The organism is Microbulbifer mixtoriginis (SeqCode) (genome assembly GCF_052467515.1).
The window spans coordinates 1,229,893-1,247,478 of sequence record NZ_CP174314.1 but is presented as its reverse complement, the minus strand read 5'-3'; the positions used below and the strand labels follow the sequence as shown (position 1 = coordinate 1,247,478).

Below are 17,586 nucleotides of genomic sequence, written 5' to 3'. Positions count from 1 at the left end.
AAAAAGCGGCCGCTTTAGAGAGGCCGCTTTCTTCCGCTGATGTTAAATACCCAGCTCTTTGATTAGAGTGGCTGGAGGCAGATAACCGGGCACAACCCTGCCATCCTCCATCACAATAGTGGGCGTGCCGCGTACATCGATCACCTCGTTACCCAATTTATATTGGGCGGCAACCGGGTTGTTATTGCAGACCTGCAAAGGCACGTTTTCGCGGTTCTTCAATGCGGTGAGCGTTTTATTGGTGTCATCGGCACACCAGGCAGTAGCGAGCTTGCGATAACCCAGAGATTGCAGGCCGCCGCGCGGGAATGCCAAATATCTTACTTCGATCCCGCGCTTGTTCAGCTCAGGAACATCCTGGTGCAACTTACGGCAATAGCCACAGTCGACATCGGTGAAAACATAGATACGCGCTTTGGTCTCGCCTTTGGGCGAGAAGACGATCATATCGTCGATGCTTTGGGTTTCCATCACCTTGGCCCGGCGAGTTGCTCGGCGCCCTTCAGAGAGGTTCGCAAAGCCTCCGCCAGTCTTAGCCTGGAACAGGTCCCCCAGAATAAAATGGTTGCCATCGGCTGAGACGAACAGAGTACTGCTGCCACCGTCAAGCTCTACTTCGTAGAGCCCTTCAATTGGGGTCTCACGCACTTCACCATAGGTAGGCTTGGGGTTACTTGCCTCAAGGCGGGCTTTGATTGTCTTCGCAACGTTTGCGTCGACCTCTGCAAGGGCCGCTGGGCCAAGCAGACCGAGCAGCACTCCAGCGAGCGCCAGCGGCTTCTTGATAAGCATCATTACCGATTGCTCCTTAAATTCTCAATGAGGTTCGACTCAAACGTCGGCCTTCAGTTCCAGCCAGTATGGCAGCTATATGCCATTTCAGATCCACATGGCGCGTTTTAACATATTCAGGCACTGGACACTACGTACAAACTCCCAAGTTGTGCGCTGATCTAAAGGATACAGGGGTAGATAGCGTAACTGTCGGGGACAAGGGGAGAAGCGTGAGGCCAGAAGTTCAAATGCACTTCCATGAGCGATTCAGCCTTTCGGGCTTGGCACATGACTGGCCATAAAGGGAAGACTACGGATACAAAAAAGCCGGAGAATAACCCCGGCTTTTCTGCGAGCTGTATGAGAGGTGCTTAGTTAAGCTTCTCTTTAATACGTGCGGCTTTACCAGTCAGGCTGCGCAGGTAGTAGAGTTTAGCCTGGCGTACGTCACCACGACGCTTAACCTTGATGCTGTCAACCAGCGGGCTGTGAGTCTGGAAAGTACGCTCAACACCAACACCGTGGGAGATTTTACGCACGGTAAAGGAGGAGTTCAGGCCGCGGTTGCGCTTGCCGATTACCACACCTTCGAACGCCTGCAGACGCTCGCGGTTACCTTCTTTTACTTTCACTTGAACGATTACAGTGTCGCCCGGCGCGAAGGGAGGTACTTCGCTCTTCAGCTGTTCCTGCTCCAGCTGCTGGATAATTTTGTTAGTCATTTGGATTTGCTCCCAAATAAAGAGTTTATGTAGCTTCTCAGCTAGTTCACCGAACTACTCCCGCCTCCCGGCGAATCCGGCATCAAGTTTTATCGGATTTCCGCTCCTGTTGAATTTCTTCCAACAGTTGCTTCTGCTCCTTGTTCAGCTCCAGCCCATCCAAAAGGTCGGGTCGACGCTGCTGTGTGCGCGCCAGTGCCTGCTTCAGGCGCCAGCGGCGTATTCTTTCGTGATTGCCCGAGAGCAACACTTCCGGTACCGCCACACCCCGGTACTGTTCGGGCCGGGTATAGTGGGGACAGTCGAGCAGACCCGAGGAGAATGAATCCTCAACCGCCGACTGGTCGTGCCCTAGCGCGCCGGGAATCAGGCGTGTAATGGTGTCCACCAACACCATAGCAGCCAGTTCACCACCACTTAGGACATAGTCACCAATGGACCACTCCTCGTCGATCATTGATTCGACGATACGCTCATCTACCCCTTCGTAACGCCCAGCCAGCAAAACCAGATTGCCAGCGCCAGAGAGGTTTTCGACCCCGCGCTGATCCAGTTGCTGTCCCTGCGGAGACAGGTAGATAGTGCGCACAGCTTCGCCCTCTTCCCCAGCCCAGGCGCGCGCGGCCTGCAGGGACTGATAAAGGGGTTCAGCCATCATCACCATTCCGGGACCACCGCCATAAGGGCGATCATCCACAGTGCGATGCTTGTCACTGGTGAAATCCCGAGGGTTCCAGCAGCGTACTTCCAACAGGCCATCTTTGACGGCCCGACCGCTGACACCATACTCGGTCAATGCAGCAAACATCTCCGGAAAAATGCTTACCAGAGCGATTTTTTTAGTCATCGCTCAGCGCCTTAAAAAGCTGGGTCCCAGTCGACGGTTATTACACCGGCTTCCAGGTCAATATTGGTTATAAACTGATCCGGCAGATAGGGAATCAAGCGCTCGCGCTTATCCGCTCCACCGCGCACCACCATTACATCGTTGGCGCCAGTTTCCATCATGCGAGCGACAATACCAAAGTCGTGATCTTCGCCATCGAAATGGCTGACAACCTTTAATCCCTCGAGCTGGTGCCAGTAATACTCACCCCGCTCAAGCTCAGGCATCAGTTCACGAGCTACAGCTATATCGCGCTGGCAAAGTCGAGCCGCCAAATCGCGGTCATCAATGCCTTTCACATGTACTATTAAGCCCTTACCGTGACGCTTACCAGCGTCAATTTCGAGAGCTTCCCAACCTTTCGGCCCCTGCAAGCGCCAATTAGGGAACTGCAGGATGTTGTCCATCGGCTCGGTATAGGAGTGAACCTTGACCCAACCGCGCACACCATAAACGGTAGTAACACGCCCAACCGTGACCAACTCTTCGGAAGGTTTTCCGTTATCTGTCACAGGAGCACCACTTACGCGCAAATTAAGCAGATTCTTTCAGCAGCTTGCTGACGCGATCAGAAACCTGAGCACCGTGACCCAGCCAGTAGTCAACACGCTCACGATCAATGCGCAGACGCTCTTCCTGGCCACGGGCAACCGGGTTGAAGAAGCCAACACGCTCAATGAATCGACCGTCGCGAGACTTGCGGCTGTCGGTTACGGTCAGGTGATAGAACGGGCGTTTTTTAGCACCGCCACGAGCCAAACGAATGGTTACCATGTAACTTTCCTGTATTTTTTAACACTTGGCGACAGCAATAAGCTGTCACCCAAACATCTCTGCCGGCAGCTCACCCGGCTGAAAGGCGGCGTATTCTAATGTACCGCCAGAGATTTGTATAGCGATTCCTAGGGCCCTCAGAGCCCCGAAAACCCTTACTTTTTCTTGAATCCGGGGGGCAGGCCACCGGACATACCGCCCATTCCACCGAGACCTCCGGGCAGACCACCACCCCCGGTCATTCCACCGAGGCCGCGCATCATCTTGCCCATGCCGCCGCCTTTGAGCTTCTTCATCATCTTGCCCATCTGCTTGTGCTGCTTGAGCAGGCGATTCAAGTCTTGTAGCTGGGTGCCGGAGCCGGCGACGATACGGCGCTTGCGCGAACCGTTAAGAAGGTCAGGATTGCGGCGTTCGGCCGGTGTCATGGAGGAAATCAGGGCGTCCATACGCTTAAATTCTTTACCCATGTCGGCCTGTTGTGCGGCCTGCGCCACACCACCCATGCCGGGCATTTTCTCCAACAGGGAGCCAAAGCCACCCATGTTTTGCATTTGCTGCAACTGATCGCGCAAGTCTTCCAGGTCAAAGCCTTTACCCTTCTGGACCTTCTTAACCAGCTTTTCGGCTTTCTCTTTATCGATCTTCTGCTCTGCTTCTTCAATCAGAGACAGAATGTCGCCCATACCCAGGATACGGGAGGCGATACGATCCGGGTGGAAGGTTTCCAGGGCGTCGGTTTTTTCACCAACACCGATAAACTTGATCGGCTTGCCAGTAACATGGCGCACAGAGAGTGCCGCACCACCGCGTGCATCACCATCTGCCTTAGTCAGAATAACCCCGGTCAGTGGCAGGGCCTCATTGAAGGCGCTGGCGGTATTTACCGCATCCTGACCGATCATTGCGTCGATAACAAACAGGGTTTCTGCGGGATCCAACTCACTGTGCAGCTCGCGGATTTCATCCATCAGCTGACTGTCAACATGCAGACGACCCGCGGTATCGACAATCAGTACATCGGCAAATTGCTTGCGCGCCGCATCCACTGCACCCTTGGCAATATCCAGGGGCTTCTGATCAGGAGTTGAAGCATGGAACAGCGCGCCCACTTCACCTGCCAGAGTTTCCAGCTGCTTGATGGCTGCGGGGCGATACACGTCCGCACTCACCACCATAACTTTCTTCTTTTCCCGCTCCTGCAAGTATTTGGCTAGCTTGGCAACACTGGTGGTTTTACCGGCCCCCTGAAGGCCCGCCATCAAAATCACAGCGGGGGGCTGAACTGCAAGGTTGAGCGGCTCTGCAGCAGCACCCATCACCTTAACCAGCTCATCCTGAACAATCTTGACGAACTGCTGCCCCGGGTTCAGGGCCTTGCTAACCTTCTGCCCAACAGCGGCTGTGCGCACTTGCTGCACAAAGGCCTTCACGACAGGCAGAGCGACATCCGCCTCAAGCAGCGCTTTGCGCACTTCACGCAGGGTATCGCGGATATTGTCATCGGTCAGGCGGGCCTTGCCGGTGACTTTTTTTAGGGCCGCCGATAAGCGGTCACTCAGGTTATCGAACATAAATTCGTCTCGATTTCTCCGATTGCGGACAGGACCCCGGTGCGGAGGGCCGCGAAATTTTTTTGGGGAGTATCTCCAACTCCCACTCTGAGGCGCGGCAGTATAGCTCAGGTCCCGTCACAGCCGAAATATCACCAGATCTTCCCTGTTAAAGCGTGCTGTGACACACTCCTCCTCCACTGCTTAGAAGATACGGATCTAACCAATGGCGGCATTCGCCCACTGGACGGCCATCGCGCTATATATAGCTACCACCATTGTCGCGGCCAGGGCCCTTGCCCGCGCCCAACAGCCCAATCGTAAACTGCTCCTGGGCCTGCTCGCCGGAGCCCTGGCCACCCACGCAATATCCCTTGCGCAGACACTGTTTTCCTCAGCAGGCTATCGCTTTGATCTGCTAGCAATGCTGTCATTAATCACCTGGGTGGTGAACTTATTGCTGCTTATCCTAGCGGTGAATCGACCACTAACCCTGTTGATACTGATTTTTGCCCCGTTAGGAGCACTCACCGAACTGACCGCGTCCCACACCTGGGGAGGCGTTGCGCCACACCAACAGTTATCTTCTGGGATTGCCATACACGCGCTGCTATCAATCTCCGCCTACTCCCTACTTACTCTTGCAACCCTACAGGCCATATACCTTTATTATCTGAACCAGCAGCTGCACAACCATCGGCCAGTGGGTGCCATGCGCCTGCTCCCCCCCCTGCAAAGCATGGAGTCATTACTCTTTGGGTTAATCGCTTTCGGCCAATTACTGTTAACTGCCTCCCTGATTACCGGATTTATCTTTGTGGGTAACCTTTTTGAGCAGGGCCCCCTACACAAGACAGTGCTCTCCCTGCTCGCCTGGGTGCTTTACAGTATTCTTCTTTGGGGGCATTGGCAGTGGGGTTGGCGCGGTAACACTGCCGTGCGTTGGACTCTGTGTGCCTTTGCCGCACTAATGCTGGCCTACTTTGGTAGCAAGTTGGTTATTGAGGTTATCCTTCAGCGCGGCTAAAAATACTAAAGAGGAGCCGTTTAAAGTCGATTATAAGCAAACGGCACTGACATTCACTCGCAGGTGCCATTTTAGGCAGGAGACCGAACACCCCTTGATCTCCTCAACCGCCCCTATAGCCTTTACCAGGTTTATTTTGGGTTATAAGTGACCGGATAACTTGCGGAGGTGGCCGTTCTGTTTCAATATCTCCGCTCAGAAATAAAAAGAGTTCTCCCTTGAACGAGATGCCCCCGGGCCTGCTGTTTAGCCTGCTTGCCCTGCTGATTGTGATATCGGCTTTCTTTTCCAGCTCCGAAACCAGCATGATGGCGCTGAACCGCTACCGCCTGCGCCACCAGGCCAAGAGCGGCCACCGCGGCGCCAAGCGGGCCATGGAACTGCTTGCCCGGCCGGACAAGCTGATCGGCGTTATCCTGATTGGCAATAATCTGGTCAATATCCTGGCCTCAGTGATTGCCGGTGCTGTCTTTACTCAACTGTACGGCGATGCCGGCCTCTTCTACGCTACCGGCGCTCTCACTATCGTTATTCTTATTTTTGCGGAAGTCACCCCAAAAACCATTGCCGCTCTTCACCCGGAGAGAGTGGCATTTCCTGCATCGCTAGTTTTACGCCCACTACAATGGCTTCTGACACCGTTTGTATTACTCGTCGGCAGCATATCCAATGGACTTGCGCGCCTGGTAGGCGTTGAAGCAACTGCTGGCAATGAGGCGGAACACCTAGCGCCCGAGGAACTTAGAACAGTGGTGTTCGAATCTGGCGCCCTGCTTCCCAGCAAGCACAAAGGCATGCTTCTCAATGTGCTGGACCTGGATCAGGCCACAGTGGAAGACATTATGATCCCGCGCAACGAGGTCTTGGGAATCGACCTGGAAAACAGCGCCGATCAGATTCTCCAACAACTGGCAGAGAGTACTTACACCCGCCTGCCGGTATACCGGGGAGATATCAATCAGGTAGTGGGTATTTTGCACCTGCGTCGCGCGGCACAAATACTGCGAGACGGCCCAGACAAGCTCACAGCTGAACGCCTCAAGTCCTTTACCGGTGAACCTTACTTTGTTCCCGAGGCCACCCCACTACCCACCCTGCTAATGAACTTCCAGAAAACCAAGCGCCGCATGGGCTTGGTTGTGGATGAATATGGGGAGGTTATGGGGATAGTAACTCTAGAAGATCTACTGGAGGAAATTGTCGGCGACTTCACCGCGAGCCCAGTTCCCAGCGACGATGAGGAAATTGTCGCCATGGAAGGCGGCTGGTATATGATCGAGGGTGGAACCTCTATCCGAGATATCAACCGCACGCTAAATTGGGACCTGACCACCGACGGCCCAAAGACCTTCAACGGTCTCCTTATGGAGCACCTTGAAAGCATCCCAGATGGTAATATCAGTTTATTTATCCTCAATAATTACCAAGTGGAAATTGAAGAGGTTTCCGACAAAATGATTATCAGAGCCAGGATCAAAAAAATTGAGCGCTAGTCAAGCGCTCTACAACCTTGAGCTTAAGCAATATCCTCTAAGAGCTTCCTTACCGGGGCAAAACTTACCCGGTGCAATGGGCTGGGGCCCAATTCTTCCAGGGCCTGCATATGAGCTTTAGTTGGATAACCTTTGTGGCCGGCCAGTCCATAACCTGGATAGTGTGCATCCAACTCCACCATCTCTCGATCACGGGTCACTTTGGCCAAAATTGAGGCCGCAGCAATGGCGGCAACGCGACCATCCCCCTTAATCACAGTATCGCAGGGATAAGACCAGTCCGGTCTTTTATTACCATCTACTAACACAAACTCAGGCTGTAGTGGCAACTGCTCCACTGCACGGCGCATTGCCAATAAACTCGCCTGCAGAATATTGATCTGATCAATTTCTTCGACGGTCGCACGGGCAATAGAAAAACTCAGCGCACGCTCACAAATTTCCTCAAAGAGCGACTCTCGTTTTTTCTCACTAAGTTTTTTGGAGTCAGCCAGCCCCAAAATGGGCTCTGCTGGATCGAGAATTACTGCAGCCGCCACTACATCTCCAGCCAATGGGCCGCGGCCAACTTCATCGACTCCAGCGAGAAGATCACCTTTGTAAGGACAGATGTACGGCGGTAATTCTTTTTTAACACTCATGGTTTATAAAACCCGATTACTTCAAAAGAGCACAGATAGCATCGGCTGCCCGCTCAGAGGCATTTCGACGCAATTGCTGGTGAAGATCGTCAAATTCGCGCTGCAACTGATCACCCAGTAGTGGATCTTCAAAATAGCGCATCAACGCCGCTCCGAGATTCTCCGGGGTCGCATCACTCTGCAGGATTTCCGGCACCAGCTCCCTTTGTGCCAGCAAGTTGGGCAGAGAAACCCAGGGCGTGTGCAGCATACGGGAGACGATAGCGTAAGTAATTTTGCCCAGTTTATAGGCAACCACCATAGGCTTTTTCAGTAGCATGGTTTCTAACGTTGCCGTTCCTGAAGCTATTAACACAGCATCCGACACACTGAGCGCCTTGTGTGAATCTCCCTCCAATATCGTGACAGGCAGTTCCGGAAAATCCTTTAGCTGCTCCCGCAATTCGGCTAAACGCTGCTCATTTGCTGCCGGCAATACAAATTTGAGATCGGGATGGCGCTGGTAACACCAGCGAGCCGTCTGCAAAAATAGTGGCCCAAGCAAACGCACTTCCCCACCTCGGCTACCCGGTAACAGCGCAATAACACGGTCATCAACTGTGAGACCCAGCTCTTTGCGCTCTGCAACATTGCTAACCTGCAGAGGAATATCATCCGCTAACGGATGCCCAACAAAAGTCACCGGCACATGGTTTTCACGATAAAAAGCAGCCTCAAAAGGCAGCAAGGTGAGCATATGGTCAATAGCACGAGCAATCTTTTTTATTCGCCCCTGCCGCCACGCCCACACTGAAGGGCTGACATAATGCACAGTGCGAACCCCTTCGGCCTTGAGGGACTCCTCCAAAGGCAAGTTAAAATCTGGTGAGTCGATACCGATAAAAAGGTCCGGCGGATTTTCAGTGAAGTGCTCGCGCAGAGTGCGGCGAATTTTTAATAATTCTGGCAGTCGTTTTAGCGGCTCAACCAATCCCATCACCGAGAGGCGCTCCATTGGAAAAAGGGATTTCGCCCCCAAAGCCTGCATACGCGGACCGGCAATCCCTTCAAACTGAATTCCCGGGAGGCGCTTTTGCAGGGAGTCGATAAGACCTGCACCGAGGATATCTCCAGAGGCCTCACCGACAACAATACCAATACGAACCGGCTTATTATTTTCTGACACGCCTAACAATTCCCCCAGAGTGGAAATGGCTCAATTTTCATAGATACCGATTAAGATATGAAAAGACTAAATCAGGAAGTGCACAATAACAGCACTTCCCGCAAATGGTTGTGCTTAGCGGACAATTCCGCGAGAGGAGGTCTGCAGGGAATCAATCCAAGGCTGAATTACAGGGGACTGTTCACGCAGTTCCGTAAGGGCCTGGACAGCCTCTTGCAGAGTGAGGCCACGCCGGTAGACCGTTTTGTATGCCTTGTTGATTAGAGAGATATCCTCGCGGGAAAAACCTCTACGACGCAACCCCTCCGCATTAATAGTCTTGGCCTCTGCCGGATTCCCAGCCACCATGACATAAGCCGGCACATCTTTGCCGATCGCTGCGCCCATCCCTAGGAAAGCGTGCTCACCAATGGTGCAATGCTGATGTACAAGACTGTACCCGCTGAGGATTGCCCAATCTTTTACTATTACGTGGCCGGCGAGCCCCACATTATTAACGAGAATGGTGTGATTACCGACAACACTGTCATGACCAATGTGGGCATAGGCCATAATCAGGTTATCACTGCCGATAGTGGTTTCCCCACGATCCTGCACAGTGCCCCGGTGGATGGTTACGCCCTCACGAATAACATTGTTATCGCCAATTACCAGGGTGGTCTGCTCGCCTTGATATTTTTTGTCCGGCGTATCTTGACCTATCGAGGCAAACTGGTAAATACGGTTATTTTTTCCGAGCTTAGTGGGCCCACTCAATACAACATGTGAAGCAATTTCACAGCCATCACCGAGTTCCACATCGGCGCCAACTATGGAATAGGCTCCGATACTCACCCCGGAACCGATAACCGCCGTCGGATCGATAATAGCTGTGGGGTGGATATTTGTCTGCATTCTGGAATCTACTCCTCAGGTAGCGACACTTCGGACACTACAACTTCAAATAAACAACAACTGGAAGAGTTATCAAAAGCACCTTAGCAGCCACGTCAAGTGACGAATAAGCGCATTAAACCTGCTTCACCGCACACAGAAGATCTGCAGAGGCCGCAAGCTCACCATCGACACTGGCTTTACAGGAAAACTTCCAGATATTACGGCGCACTGAAACTGCTTCGGACATCAGGTCCAGCCTGTCCCCAGGGACCACCTGACGCTTAAAGCGCGCCTTGTCGACACCGCCAAACAGGTACAGGTAGCCATCCTCGGGCTTCTTGCCAAATGTTTTGAAGCCAAGAATTCCTGAAACCTGGGCCATAGCCTCAACGATCATAACACCGGGGAAAATCGGCATCTGTGGAAAGTGACCGTTAAACAGCTCCTCATTAATAGAGATATTTTTATACCCCTTAATAAACTTCCCTTCCTCGAGTTCAACGACACGATCGACCAATAAAAACGGATAGCGATGTGGCAGGTACTCGCGAATCTCAGTTACATCCATCATTCCAAATGCCCCCAGAAACCACTTCGGGGCGTTAAACGCCCCGAAAACATCAAATCAAAATTGTTTTTCTTAAAGCAGCTGTGAGCTATTTATCCCGATCGGGGGACAGGGCTTTAAGTTGCTTCTCCAAATCTTTCACCCTTCGTGCCACCTTATCCAACTGCCCGAAGCGCACCGCGTTGCGACGCCAGGACTGACTATCGGCAAAGGGTAAAGCGCCGGAGTAAATTCCCGGCTTGTCGATGGATTTGGTCACAAAAGTATTAGCGGTAACTTGGCAGCCATCGGCAATGGTTACATGCCCGGCAATACGGGAGCTGCCACCCAAAGCACAGTGCTTACCGATTACTGCGCTGCCCGCAATTCCTGTGCATGCAGCAATGGCTGAGTAGTCACCAATCTGCACATTGTGCGCGATTTGGACCAAATTGTCGATCTTGACACCACAACCAATCACAGTGTCACCAAGTGCCCCACGATCCACACAAGTATTGGCGCCTATCTCAACCTCATCGCCAACCTGCACGCCACCCAGCTGATAAATCTTAATCCATTCACGCTGATGCAGCGCAAAACCAAAGCCGTCTGCACCAATAACCGCGTGACTGTGGATGATAACATCGCGCCCGACCTGACAACCGTGATGCAGTATTGCACCCGCATAAAGGCAGCTCCCTTCTCCAAGGGTACTGCCCTCTCCCACAAAGCAGTTGGCGCCAACCGATGCCCGAGGTCCAATTTTCGCAAACGCCTCTATCACCGCACCAGCTGCAATAGAGGCACTAGAGGCCACTTCTGCGTCTGGATGAACTACAGCGCTCGGGTGAATACCCGCCTCAATCGTTGGAGCCGTATTGAACAAAGCACTCGCCCTGGCAAAAGCCAAGTAAGGGTTATCCACACAAAGTGCGCTAACAGGTGTCTCCTCAACAAACTCGGCAGTCACCAATACAGCGCCCGCTGACGTGGTCTTGAGGAAGCGGCGATAATTAGGGTTTGCCAGGAAGGTCAACTGCTCGGGCCCAGCATCTTGCAAAGTGCTAAGACCAGAAATTACATATTCTGCGTCTACCCCGGGGGCCAGACGCAGCTCAGCACCCAGAGCATTTGCAAGCTGGGTTAACGACAAATTGTCACTCATACAGACTATCGATTACTTATCAGCATTCATACGCTTTACGACAGCCTCAGTCAGATTGACCGAAGGATTTGCAAAGTAAGCGGTAGAGGCATCCAACACTAAGTCCAGGTTTTGCTCTTTAATGATCGCTTCCAGCGCTGTTTTAGCCTTGGGCCCCAGAGAAGTTTGAATTTCCTGGCCTACCTGAGCCTCCATTGCGCGCAGTTTTTTAACAGTAGTTTCAAAGTCTGAACGCTTGAAGTTCATCTTACGCTGATATTCTGTTTTCTGCTCATCGGACCAGGTAACGCTGTTTTTCTGCGCATCTTCTGCCATTTTTTGCAATTCTGAACGAATAGACTCGGCACTACTTTGCAGCTTGGAGTACTCGGAACTGGTCTTCAATGAATTGACCTTGGTCTTGGCCACATCGGTGCTCATAATCGCAGCCTGCAGGTTAAATACCGCAACCTTAGTCTGCGCCATGGCGGCGCCAGACAGGGTTATACCAGCCAGCAGGATTGCGAAAATCTTTACATTCTTAAGCACTTTAGTCTCTCCAATTGGTTTTATTTTTTATGCGCAGCAGCTGCACTCAATCCATTTATATTCGATAAAGTTAAAAGCTATTACCCAGGGTAAACTGGAACACTTCCGTCTCATCATCCTCGTTTTCCTTCAAGGCTTTAGCCAAACTGAAAGTCAATGGTCCAAAACCGGTAACCCATGTCAAGCCAATGCCCGCGGAAACATTCATTTTACCGAAGTCCACATCGTAACAGTTGATCTGGGTTTCATCACAACTGGTATCAAAGACGTTACCTGCATCAACAAAGAAGGCAGACTGCAGAGAGCGCTGATCTTTGATAAACGGCAGCGGGAAAATAACCTCCGCACTACCTTCTACTAAGATATTGCCACCAAAGGGGTCGGCATCCCCATTCTGACGGATATCCAGGTTTCCATTTTCATCTGTCTGATAACAGTACTCCGTGATGATCTCACCATCAGTCGCACAGGGGAGACGAGTATAAAACTCAGCCGGAGTTGAACGGGGGCCCAGTGTATTACGCTTGAAACCGCGCACAGAGCCAAAACCACCGGCATAGAAATTTTCAAAGAAAGGCAGTTGATCGAGATCGCCGTAGCCATCCCCGTAACCCAGGCGCGTACGCAGACGTAGCGTCAAACTCTTCGTTAGGGGGCGGAAATACTGACCAGTATAAATAAATTTGTAGTATTCAAGATCACTGCCGGGCACGGTAAATTCCGCGGAGAGATTCTGGGATGCCCCGCGAGTCGCCAATATACCGCGGTTCAAAGTGGAGCGGGCATAAGAAGCTGTCAAAGCCAGGTTATTAAACGCATCACCGTAACGATCGATAAAACCATCCGCTGAAGTATTAAACTGATTCTGATCAATCATCATTGCAAGATCATTGGCCACTCCATCATTGAGATCTGCAACAATCGTCTCAGCATTAGTGAGTGTCACCCCCTCACGAGAGGTGTCATCCAAAAGAGATGGGCTGGATTGGATTTCCTGTACAGAACCACTCGAGGCTGAGAGCTCCAAATGACTGAAATTAACATTCAGTCCCACACGGGAAATTTCTGAAACCGGGTAGCCGAAGCTAACACCACCACCATAACTAGTCGTATTGTAGTCCGACAGGTTGACCTCAGAGTAGTCATTTTCCCTATAAAAAACGTTAAACCCGCGGCTCACACCGTCAGGCGTAAAGTAAGGGTCAAGATAGGAAAAGTTCAGTGCAGTCTGGTAGGTAGACACGTTTAAACCTATACCTACCTGCTTGCCGGTACCCAGCCAGTTATTTTCCTGGATATTACCGCCGAGTACCAAGCCGCTACTCTGTGCCCAGCCGATAGTGCCGCCAATAGAGCCTGAAGGTTGCTCCTCTACGGTATATTCCACATCGATCTGGTCGGAAGTACCAGGCACCTCTGCAGTTTCTACTTCCACCTCTTTAAAGTAACCGAGGCGTTCCAGGCGCACCTTGGATTGCTCAATTCTCGCGGAGGAGGCTGAGGCAGATTCCATCTGACGCATTTCACGGCGCAACACCTCATCGGCAGTACGGGTGTTACCACGGAAATTGATTCGGCGCACATAGGCGCGCTTACCCGGGTTGATAAAGAAGGTAATTTTTACCGTATTCTCTTCTTTATTGGGTTCGGGAATGCCATTCACCTCGGCAAAGGTATAACCTTCATTGCCCAGACGCTTGGTAATATAGTCAGACGTGGTGGTCATCCGAATCTGGGAGAAAGTCTGCCCTTCACGCACCAACAGTAAGCGCTTGATTTCCTCTTCCGAAACCACCGGGTCGCCGGCGAGATCCACCTCACTGACGGTGTAAACATTCCCCTCTCTCACATTGACTGTGATAAAAACACTCTGCTTGTCTGGGCTAAGGGAAACCTGAGTGGATTCTATTTGAAAATCCAGATAGCCGCGGTCGAGATAGTAGGACTCTAGGCGCTCCAGGTCACCAGTGAGTTTCTCACGGGAATATTTGTCATCGCTGCGCAGCCAGGACAACCAACCTGTGGTCTGCAGCTCGAAAATTTCTGCCAATTCTTCGTCGGAAAATGCCTCGTTACCCACAACATTGATGTGCTTGATAGCCGCAACCGAGCCCTCGTCGACGATAACCCGCAGCTCGACCTGGTTGCGTGGCAATTCTTTCACTTCGGTCTTAACACTTGCACCATAGCGCCCCTGTGCCACATATTGGCGCTCAAGCTCCTGGGCGAGCCCCTCCAGAGTTGCACGCTTAAAGATCTGCCCCTCGGATAAACCGTTATCCTTCATGCCCTTGAGCAAATCTTCGGTGGCGATGGCCTTATTACCGCTGATCTCAATCTTGGAAATTGCTGGACGCTCGCGAACAGTGACCACCAGAACACCATTTTCACGGCCGATTTGGATATCTTCAAAGTAGCCGGTGCGGAACAGTGCCCGGGTAGCGCTCTGGATTTCCACGGATTCAATTTCATCACCCACTCGCACGGGAAGGGCAGAGAAGACTGTACCGGCAGAGACGCGTTGCAATCCTTCCACGCGGATATCATTGACCACGAACGACTGCGCTATTGCACTTAAAGGCAACATCAGGCCGAGGGAGGCCGCTTTGAGGAAATCTTTCATCTACTAATTCCGAGTGTTTTTATTCGCAATCCAGGAGTTACAGCGCTTTATTCAGCGCCCAGCTCCCCCGGAACCTGAGGGTTGCCCCTCTACCTTGTAATCGACATCAACCCGTTCTGAGTTCCCGGGTACCTTGACCGTTTCAACTTTCACCACCTTCAAGTAACCAAGTCGCTCAAGGCGAACTTTAGATTGCTCAATAAGAGCCGAAGAAGCTAAAGCGGACTCCATTTGGTGCAACTCTCGCCGCAAGACTTCATCTGCCGTGCGAGTGTTTCCACGAAAAGTAATACGCCTAACGTAGGTGCGCTTGCCAGGGTCAATAAAGAAAGTGATTTTTACCGTGTTCTCTTCTTTATTGGCTTCTGGAATACCGTTTACTTCGGCAAAAGCGTAACCCTTGTTGCCCAAACGCTTGGAAATATAGTCTGAAGTCGTTGTCATCCTGACCTGGGAGAACGTCTGCCCTTCACGCACTAGCAGCAAGCGCTTAATTTCTTCCTCTGGAACGACTGGGTCTCCAGCAAGTTCTACTTCACTAACAGTGTAAACATCACCCTCAATCACGTTAACAGTGATGAAAACACTCTTCTTGTCCGGCCCAAGAGATACTTGGGTAGAGTCGATCTGGAAGTCGAGATATCCGCGATCGAGATAATAAGATTCAAGACGCTCCAGGTCACCAGTGAGCTTCTCACGGGAGTACTTATCATCACTGCGCAACCAAGAGAGCCAGCCAGTGGTTTTAAGCTCAAAAATTTCTCCGAGCTCTTGATCTGAAAAGACGCGATTCCCTACGATGTTGATATGTTTAATCGCAGCAACGGTCCCTTCCTCGACAATAACCTTCAATTCAACCTGATTGCGTGGTAACTCTTTAACTTCTGCTTGGACGCTAGCGCCATAGCGCCCCTGTGCCACATACTGGCGCTCAAACTCCCGGGTCAACCCTTTGAGGGTCGAGCGCTTTAAAATCTGTCCCTCGGCCAGACCGTAATCCTTCAGCGCCTTTAGCAGATCTTCCGAGGCAATCGCCTTGTTTCCTGATATATCTATCTTAGATATGGCTGGCCGCTCTCTTACGTTAACAACTAAAACGCTACTTTCACGACCGATCTGAATATCCTCAAAATAACCGGTTTGAAACAGTTCTCGGGTCGCCCCCTGAATATCCGCAAGCTCAATTTCATCGCCAACACGCACCGGAAGAGCTGAAAAAACGGTGCCTGCAGAAACACGCTGCAAACCTTCTACACGAATATCGCTGAGAACGAATGACTGAGCTAAAGCGCTGAGAGGCAGCACCAAGCCCAGGGATATCGCTAACAGCCAATATTTCATACTAATTCCGAACCGCTTCTGATAGGAGCAGAGGTTCCCAAGGTAACCGGCACCGCGCTCACTCTAAAAATCTATTCACTCCAAACGCCATAGGAAAATGCACTCCAGGAGGCTACAAACGTAAAATATCGTTATAAAGAGCCAACCCCATAATACAAAGCACTAAGGCCATACCTACTTGTAAACCGATCACCTGCACTCTCTCAGACACAGGAGAACCCTTGACCGCCTCAATACCGTAGTAGAGAAGGTGACCACCATCGAGTACCGGAATGGGTAACAGATTGAGTACACCGAGACTGATACTAAGCAGAGCTAAAAGCGACAGGAAAGACTGCCACCCCCTCTCTGCGGAAGTACCCGCCACTTTAGCAATGGTGATGGGGCCACTCAAGTTTTTGGTCGAAAGTTGACCAAAAATCAATTTCTTCAAGCTGTTCAGAGTGAACAGTGTTTTGTCCCAAGTCTCTTGCACTCCCTGAGAAAGAGCGCCAGCTACACCGTAGTGGAAAACTCGTACGCGATCCTCGGGCCAGCGCTCGGTGACGGGCTGTACTCCGATCTGGCCGACACGCTCACCACTGTCGAGCGTCACTTGCGCCGGCGTAACCGGCAGGGTCAACCGTTGCCCCTGTCGTTCAACTTCCACCTGAAGGGGCTCGCCTGCACGAGCGCGCACATACTGACTCCACTCTTCCCAACCGGAAAAAATTCGCCCGTCGGTAGCCACAATCTTATCGCCCGCACGCAGCCCCGCTGCACTAGCAGCGCTAGCCTCCACAACCTTATGCAACGTCATACTAATGGGCGGCGTCCAGAGACCAAGGCCAATCTCCCCCAATGGGTCAGGGACTTCCTGCCCTGCGAGCCAACGGTCGATATCAGCCGCCATATGATATTCGAGGTTAGAGTCCGGGTAGCGCACTGAGAATTCTATAGAGCCACTGTCCCCCAAACGGTTAGCTAAGCGCCAGTTGAGGGCTTGCCAAGTGGGTGTAGCTTCGCCATCCACCGCGATAATTTCCTGCCCGGACTCCAATCCCGCAGCTTCAGCAATACTTCCAGGCTTGACGGAATCTACGACAGGCACCGGACCCGCCGTGCCCCCCATAAAGACAATCCAAAACAGTACAATTGCCAACAGGAAGTTAGCTGCGGGGCCCGCTGCAGCAATCGCCATACGCGCCCAAACACTCTTTCGGTTAAATGCCTGATTCAGCTCGTGAGCGGCGACAGGCCCCTCCCGCTCATCTAGCATTTTGACATAGCCACCAAGGGGAATTGCTGAGATAGCAAACTCAGTGCCGTGCCGGTCATAGCGAGAGAAAAGGCGGCGGCCAAAGCCGACAGAAAAGCGCAGCACCTTGACCCCACAGAGCCGTGCTACGAGAAAGTGTCCAAACTCGTGGAAGGAAACCAGTATACCGAGGGCTACCAAGGCCCAGATTACCGTCTGAATCAGATCCATACT

The 17,586-nt window shown here is 52.0% G+C and carries 16 protein-coding genes and 1 pseudogene; 2 read left to right on the top strand and 15 right to left on the bottom strand.

What is annotated here, in order from left to right; genetic code table 11:
• Nucleotides 1-42: 42 nt before the first annotated feature.
• The 6 genes from ACJJIT_RS05320 to ffh form a co-directional block, all read right to left on the bottom strand.
• On the bottom strand, nucleotides 43-795 hold the full coding sequence (locus tag ACJJIT_RS05320; RefSeq protein WP_252082637.1) for a DsbC family protein: 753 nt from the start codon (nucleotides 793-795) through the stop codon (nucleotides 43-45).
• A 350-nt stretch (nucleotides 796-1,145) separates the two neighbouring features.
• Nucleotides 1,146-1,502 (bottom strand): 50S ribosomal protein L19, encoded by a 357-nt coding sequence (gene rplS / locus ACJJIT_RS05315; protein ID WP_286037023.1) that lies wholly within the window; start codon nucleotides 1,500-1,502, stop codon nucleotides 1,146-1,148.
• Between the two features lie 76 nt (nucleotides 1,503-1,578).
• Nucleotides 1,579-2,343, bottom strand: a complete 765-nt coding sequence (gene trmD / locus ACJJIT_RS05310; RefSeq protein ID WP_252082639.1) for a tRNA (guanosine(37)-N1)-methyltransferase TrmD — start codon at nucleotides 2,341-2,343, stop codon at nucleotides 1,579-1,581.
• 11 nt (nucleotides 2,344-2,354) lie between these two features.
• On the bottom strand, nucleotides 2,355-2,894 hold the full coding sequence (gene rimM / locus ACJJIT_RS05305) for a ribosome maturation factor RimM (protein ID WP_444886821.1): 540 nt from the start codon (nucleotides 2,892-2,894) through the stop codon (nucleotides 2,355-2,357).
• Between the two features lie 22 nt (nucleotides 2,895-2,916).
• Nucleotides 2,917-3,156 carry a 30S ribosomal protein S16 gene (rpsP, locus tag ACJJIT_RS05300; protein ID WP_226648429.1) on the bottom strand — a complete coding sequence of 80 codons (240 nt, stop codon included), beginning with the start codon at nucleotides 3,154-3,156 and terminating at the stop codon, nucleotides 2,917-2,919.
• Nucleotides 3,157-3,311: 155 nt separating this feature from the next.
• The gene (ffh, locus tag ACJJIT_RS05295; protein ID WP_444900207.1) at nucleotides 3,312-4,730 is read right to left on the bottom strand and encodes a signal recognition particle protein; all 1,419 of its coding nucleotides are present in this window, start codon (nucleotides 4,728-4,730) and stop codon (nucleotides 3,312-3,314) included.
• A 205-nt stretch (nucleotides 4,731-4,935) separates the two neighbouring features.
• On the opposite strand from ffh, the gene ACJJIT_RS05290 reads away from it, so the two are divergent.
• Both ACJJIT_RS05290 and ACJJIT_RS05285 read left to right on the top strand, forming a co-directional pair.
• On the top strand, nucleotides 4,936-5,736 hold the full coding sequence (locus ACJJIT_RS05290) for a cytochrome C assembly family protein (RefSeq protein ID WP_444889744.1): 801 nt from the start codon (nucleotides 4,936-4,938) through the stop codon (nucleotides 5,734-5,736).
• A 218-nt stretch (nucleotides 5,737-5,954) separates the two neighbouring features.
• Nucleotides 5,955-7,229 carry an HlyC/CorC family transporter gene (locus tag ACJJIT_RS05285; protein WP_444889743.1) on the top strand — a complete coding sequence of 425 codons (1,275 nt, stop codon included), beginning with the start codon at nucleotides 5,955-5,957 and terminating at the stop codon, nucleotides 7,227-7,229.
• A gap of 23 nt (nucleotides 7,230-7,252) precedes the next feature.
• Here the strand turns inward: ACJJIT_RS05285 and rnhB are convergent, their stop codons facing one another.
• The 9 genes and pseudogenes from rnhB to rseP form a co-directional block, all read right to left on the bottom strand.
• Nucleotides 7,253-7,870, bottom strand: coding sequence for a ribonuclease HII (gene rnhB, locus ACJJIT_RS05280; RefSeq protein WP_444900206.1), 618 nt, complete (start codon nucleotides 7,868-7,870; stop codon nucleotides 7,253-7,255).
• Nucleotides 7,871-7,886: 16 nt separating this feature from the next.
• Nucleotides 7,887-9,035, bottom strand: a complete 1,149-nt coding sequence (gene lpxB, locus ACJJIT_RS05275) for a lipid-A-disaccharide synthase (RefSeq protein WP_444900205.1) — start codon at nucleotides 9,033-9,035, stop codon at nucleotides 7,887-7,889.
• Nucleotides 9,036-9,149: 114 nt separating this feature from the next.
• Entirely contained in the window at nucleotides 9,150-9,929 is a 780-nt protein-coding gene (gene lpxA, locus ACJJIT_RS05270; protein WP_444884183.1) for an acyl-ACP--UDP-N-acetylglucosamine O-acyltransferase, read from the bottom strand.
• A gap of 115 nt (nucleotides 9,930-10,044) precedes the next feature.
• Nucleotides 10,045-10,482, bottom strand: a complete 438-nt coding sequence (gene fabZ, locus ACJJIT_RS05265; RefSeq protein WP_444886822.1) for a 3-hydroxyacyl-ACP dehydratase FabZ — start codon at nucleotides 10,480-10,482, stop codon at nucleotides 10,045-10,047.
• An 85-nt stretch (nucleotides 10,483-10,567) separates the two neighbouring features.
• Complete coding sequence (gene lpxD / locus ACJJIT_RS05260) at nucleotides 10,568-11,623, bottom strand: UDP-3-O-(3-hydroxymyristoyl)glucosamine N-acyltransferase (RefSeq protein ID WP_444900204.1); 1,056 nt, start codon at nucleotides 11,621-11,623, stop codon at nucleotides 10,568-10,570.
• A 12-nt stretch (nucleotides 11,624-11,635) separates the two neighbouring features.
• Nucleotides 11,636-12,151, bottom strand: a complete 516-nt coding sequence (locus tag ACJJIT_RS05255; protein WP_252082654.1) for an OmpH family outer membrane protein — start codon at nucleotides 12,149-12,151, stop codon at nucleotides 11,636-11,638.
• A 70-nt stretch (nucleotides 12,152-12,221) separates the two neighbouring features.
• The gene (gene bamA / locus ACJJIT_RS05250) at nucleotides 12,222-14,774 is read right to left on the bottom strand and encodes an outer membrane protein assembly factor BamA (protein WP_444900203.1); all 2,553 of its coding nucleotides are present in this window, start codon (nucleotides 14,772-14,774) and stop codon (nucleotides 12,222-12,224) included.
• Nucleotides 14,775-14,837: 63 nt separating this feature from the next.
• Nucleotides 14,838-16,115 (bottom strand): annotated as a pseudogene (bamA, locus tag ACJJIT_RS05245) (outer membrane protein assembly factor BamA); the annotation flags it as partial.
• A 112-nt stretch (nucleotides 16,116-16,227) separates the two neighbouring features.
• Complete coding sequence (gene rseP / locus ACJJIT_RS05240) at nucleotides 16,228-17,583, bottom strand: RIP metalloprotease RseP (protein WP_444900202.1); 1,356 nt, start codon at nucleotides 17,581-17,583, stop codon at nucleotides 16,228-16,230.
• Nucleotides 17,584-17,586 lie beyond the last annotated feature (3 nt).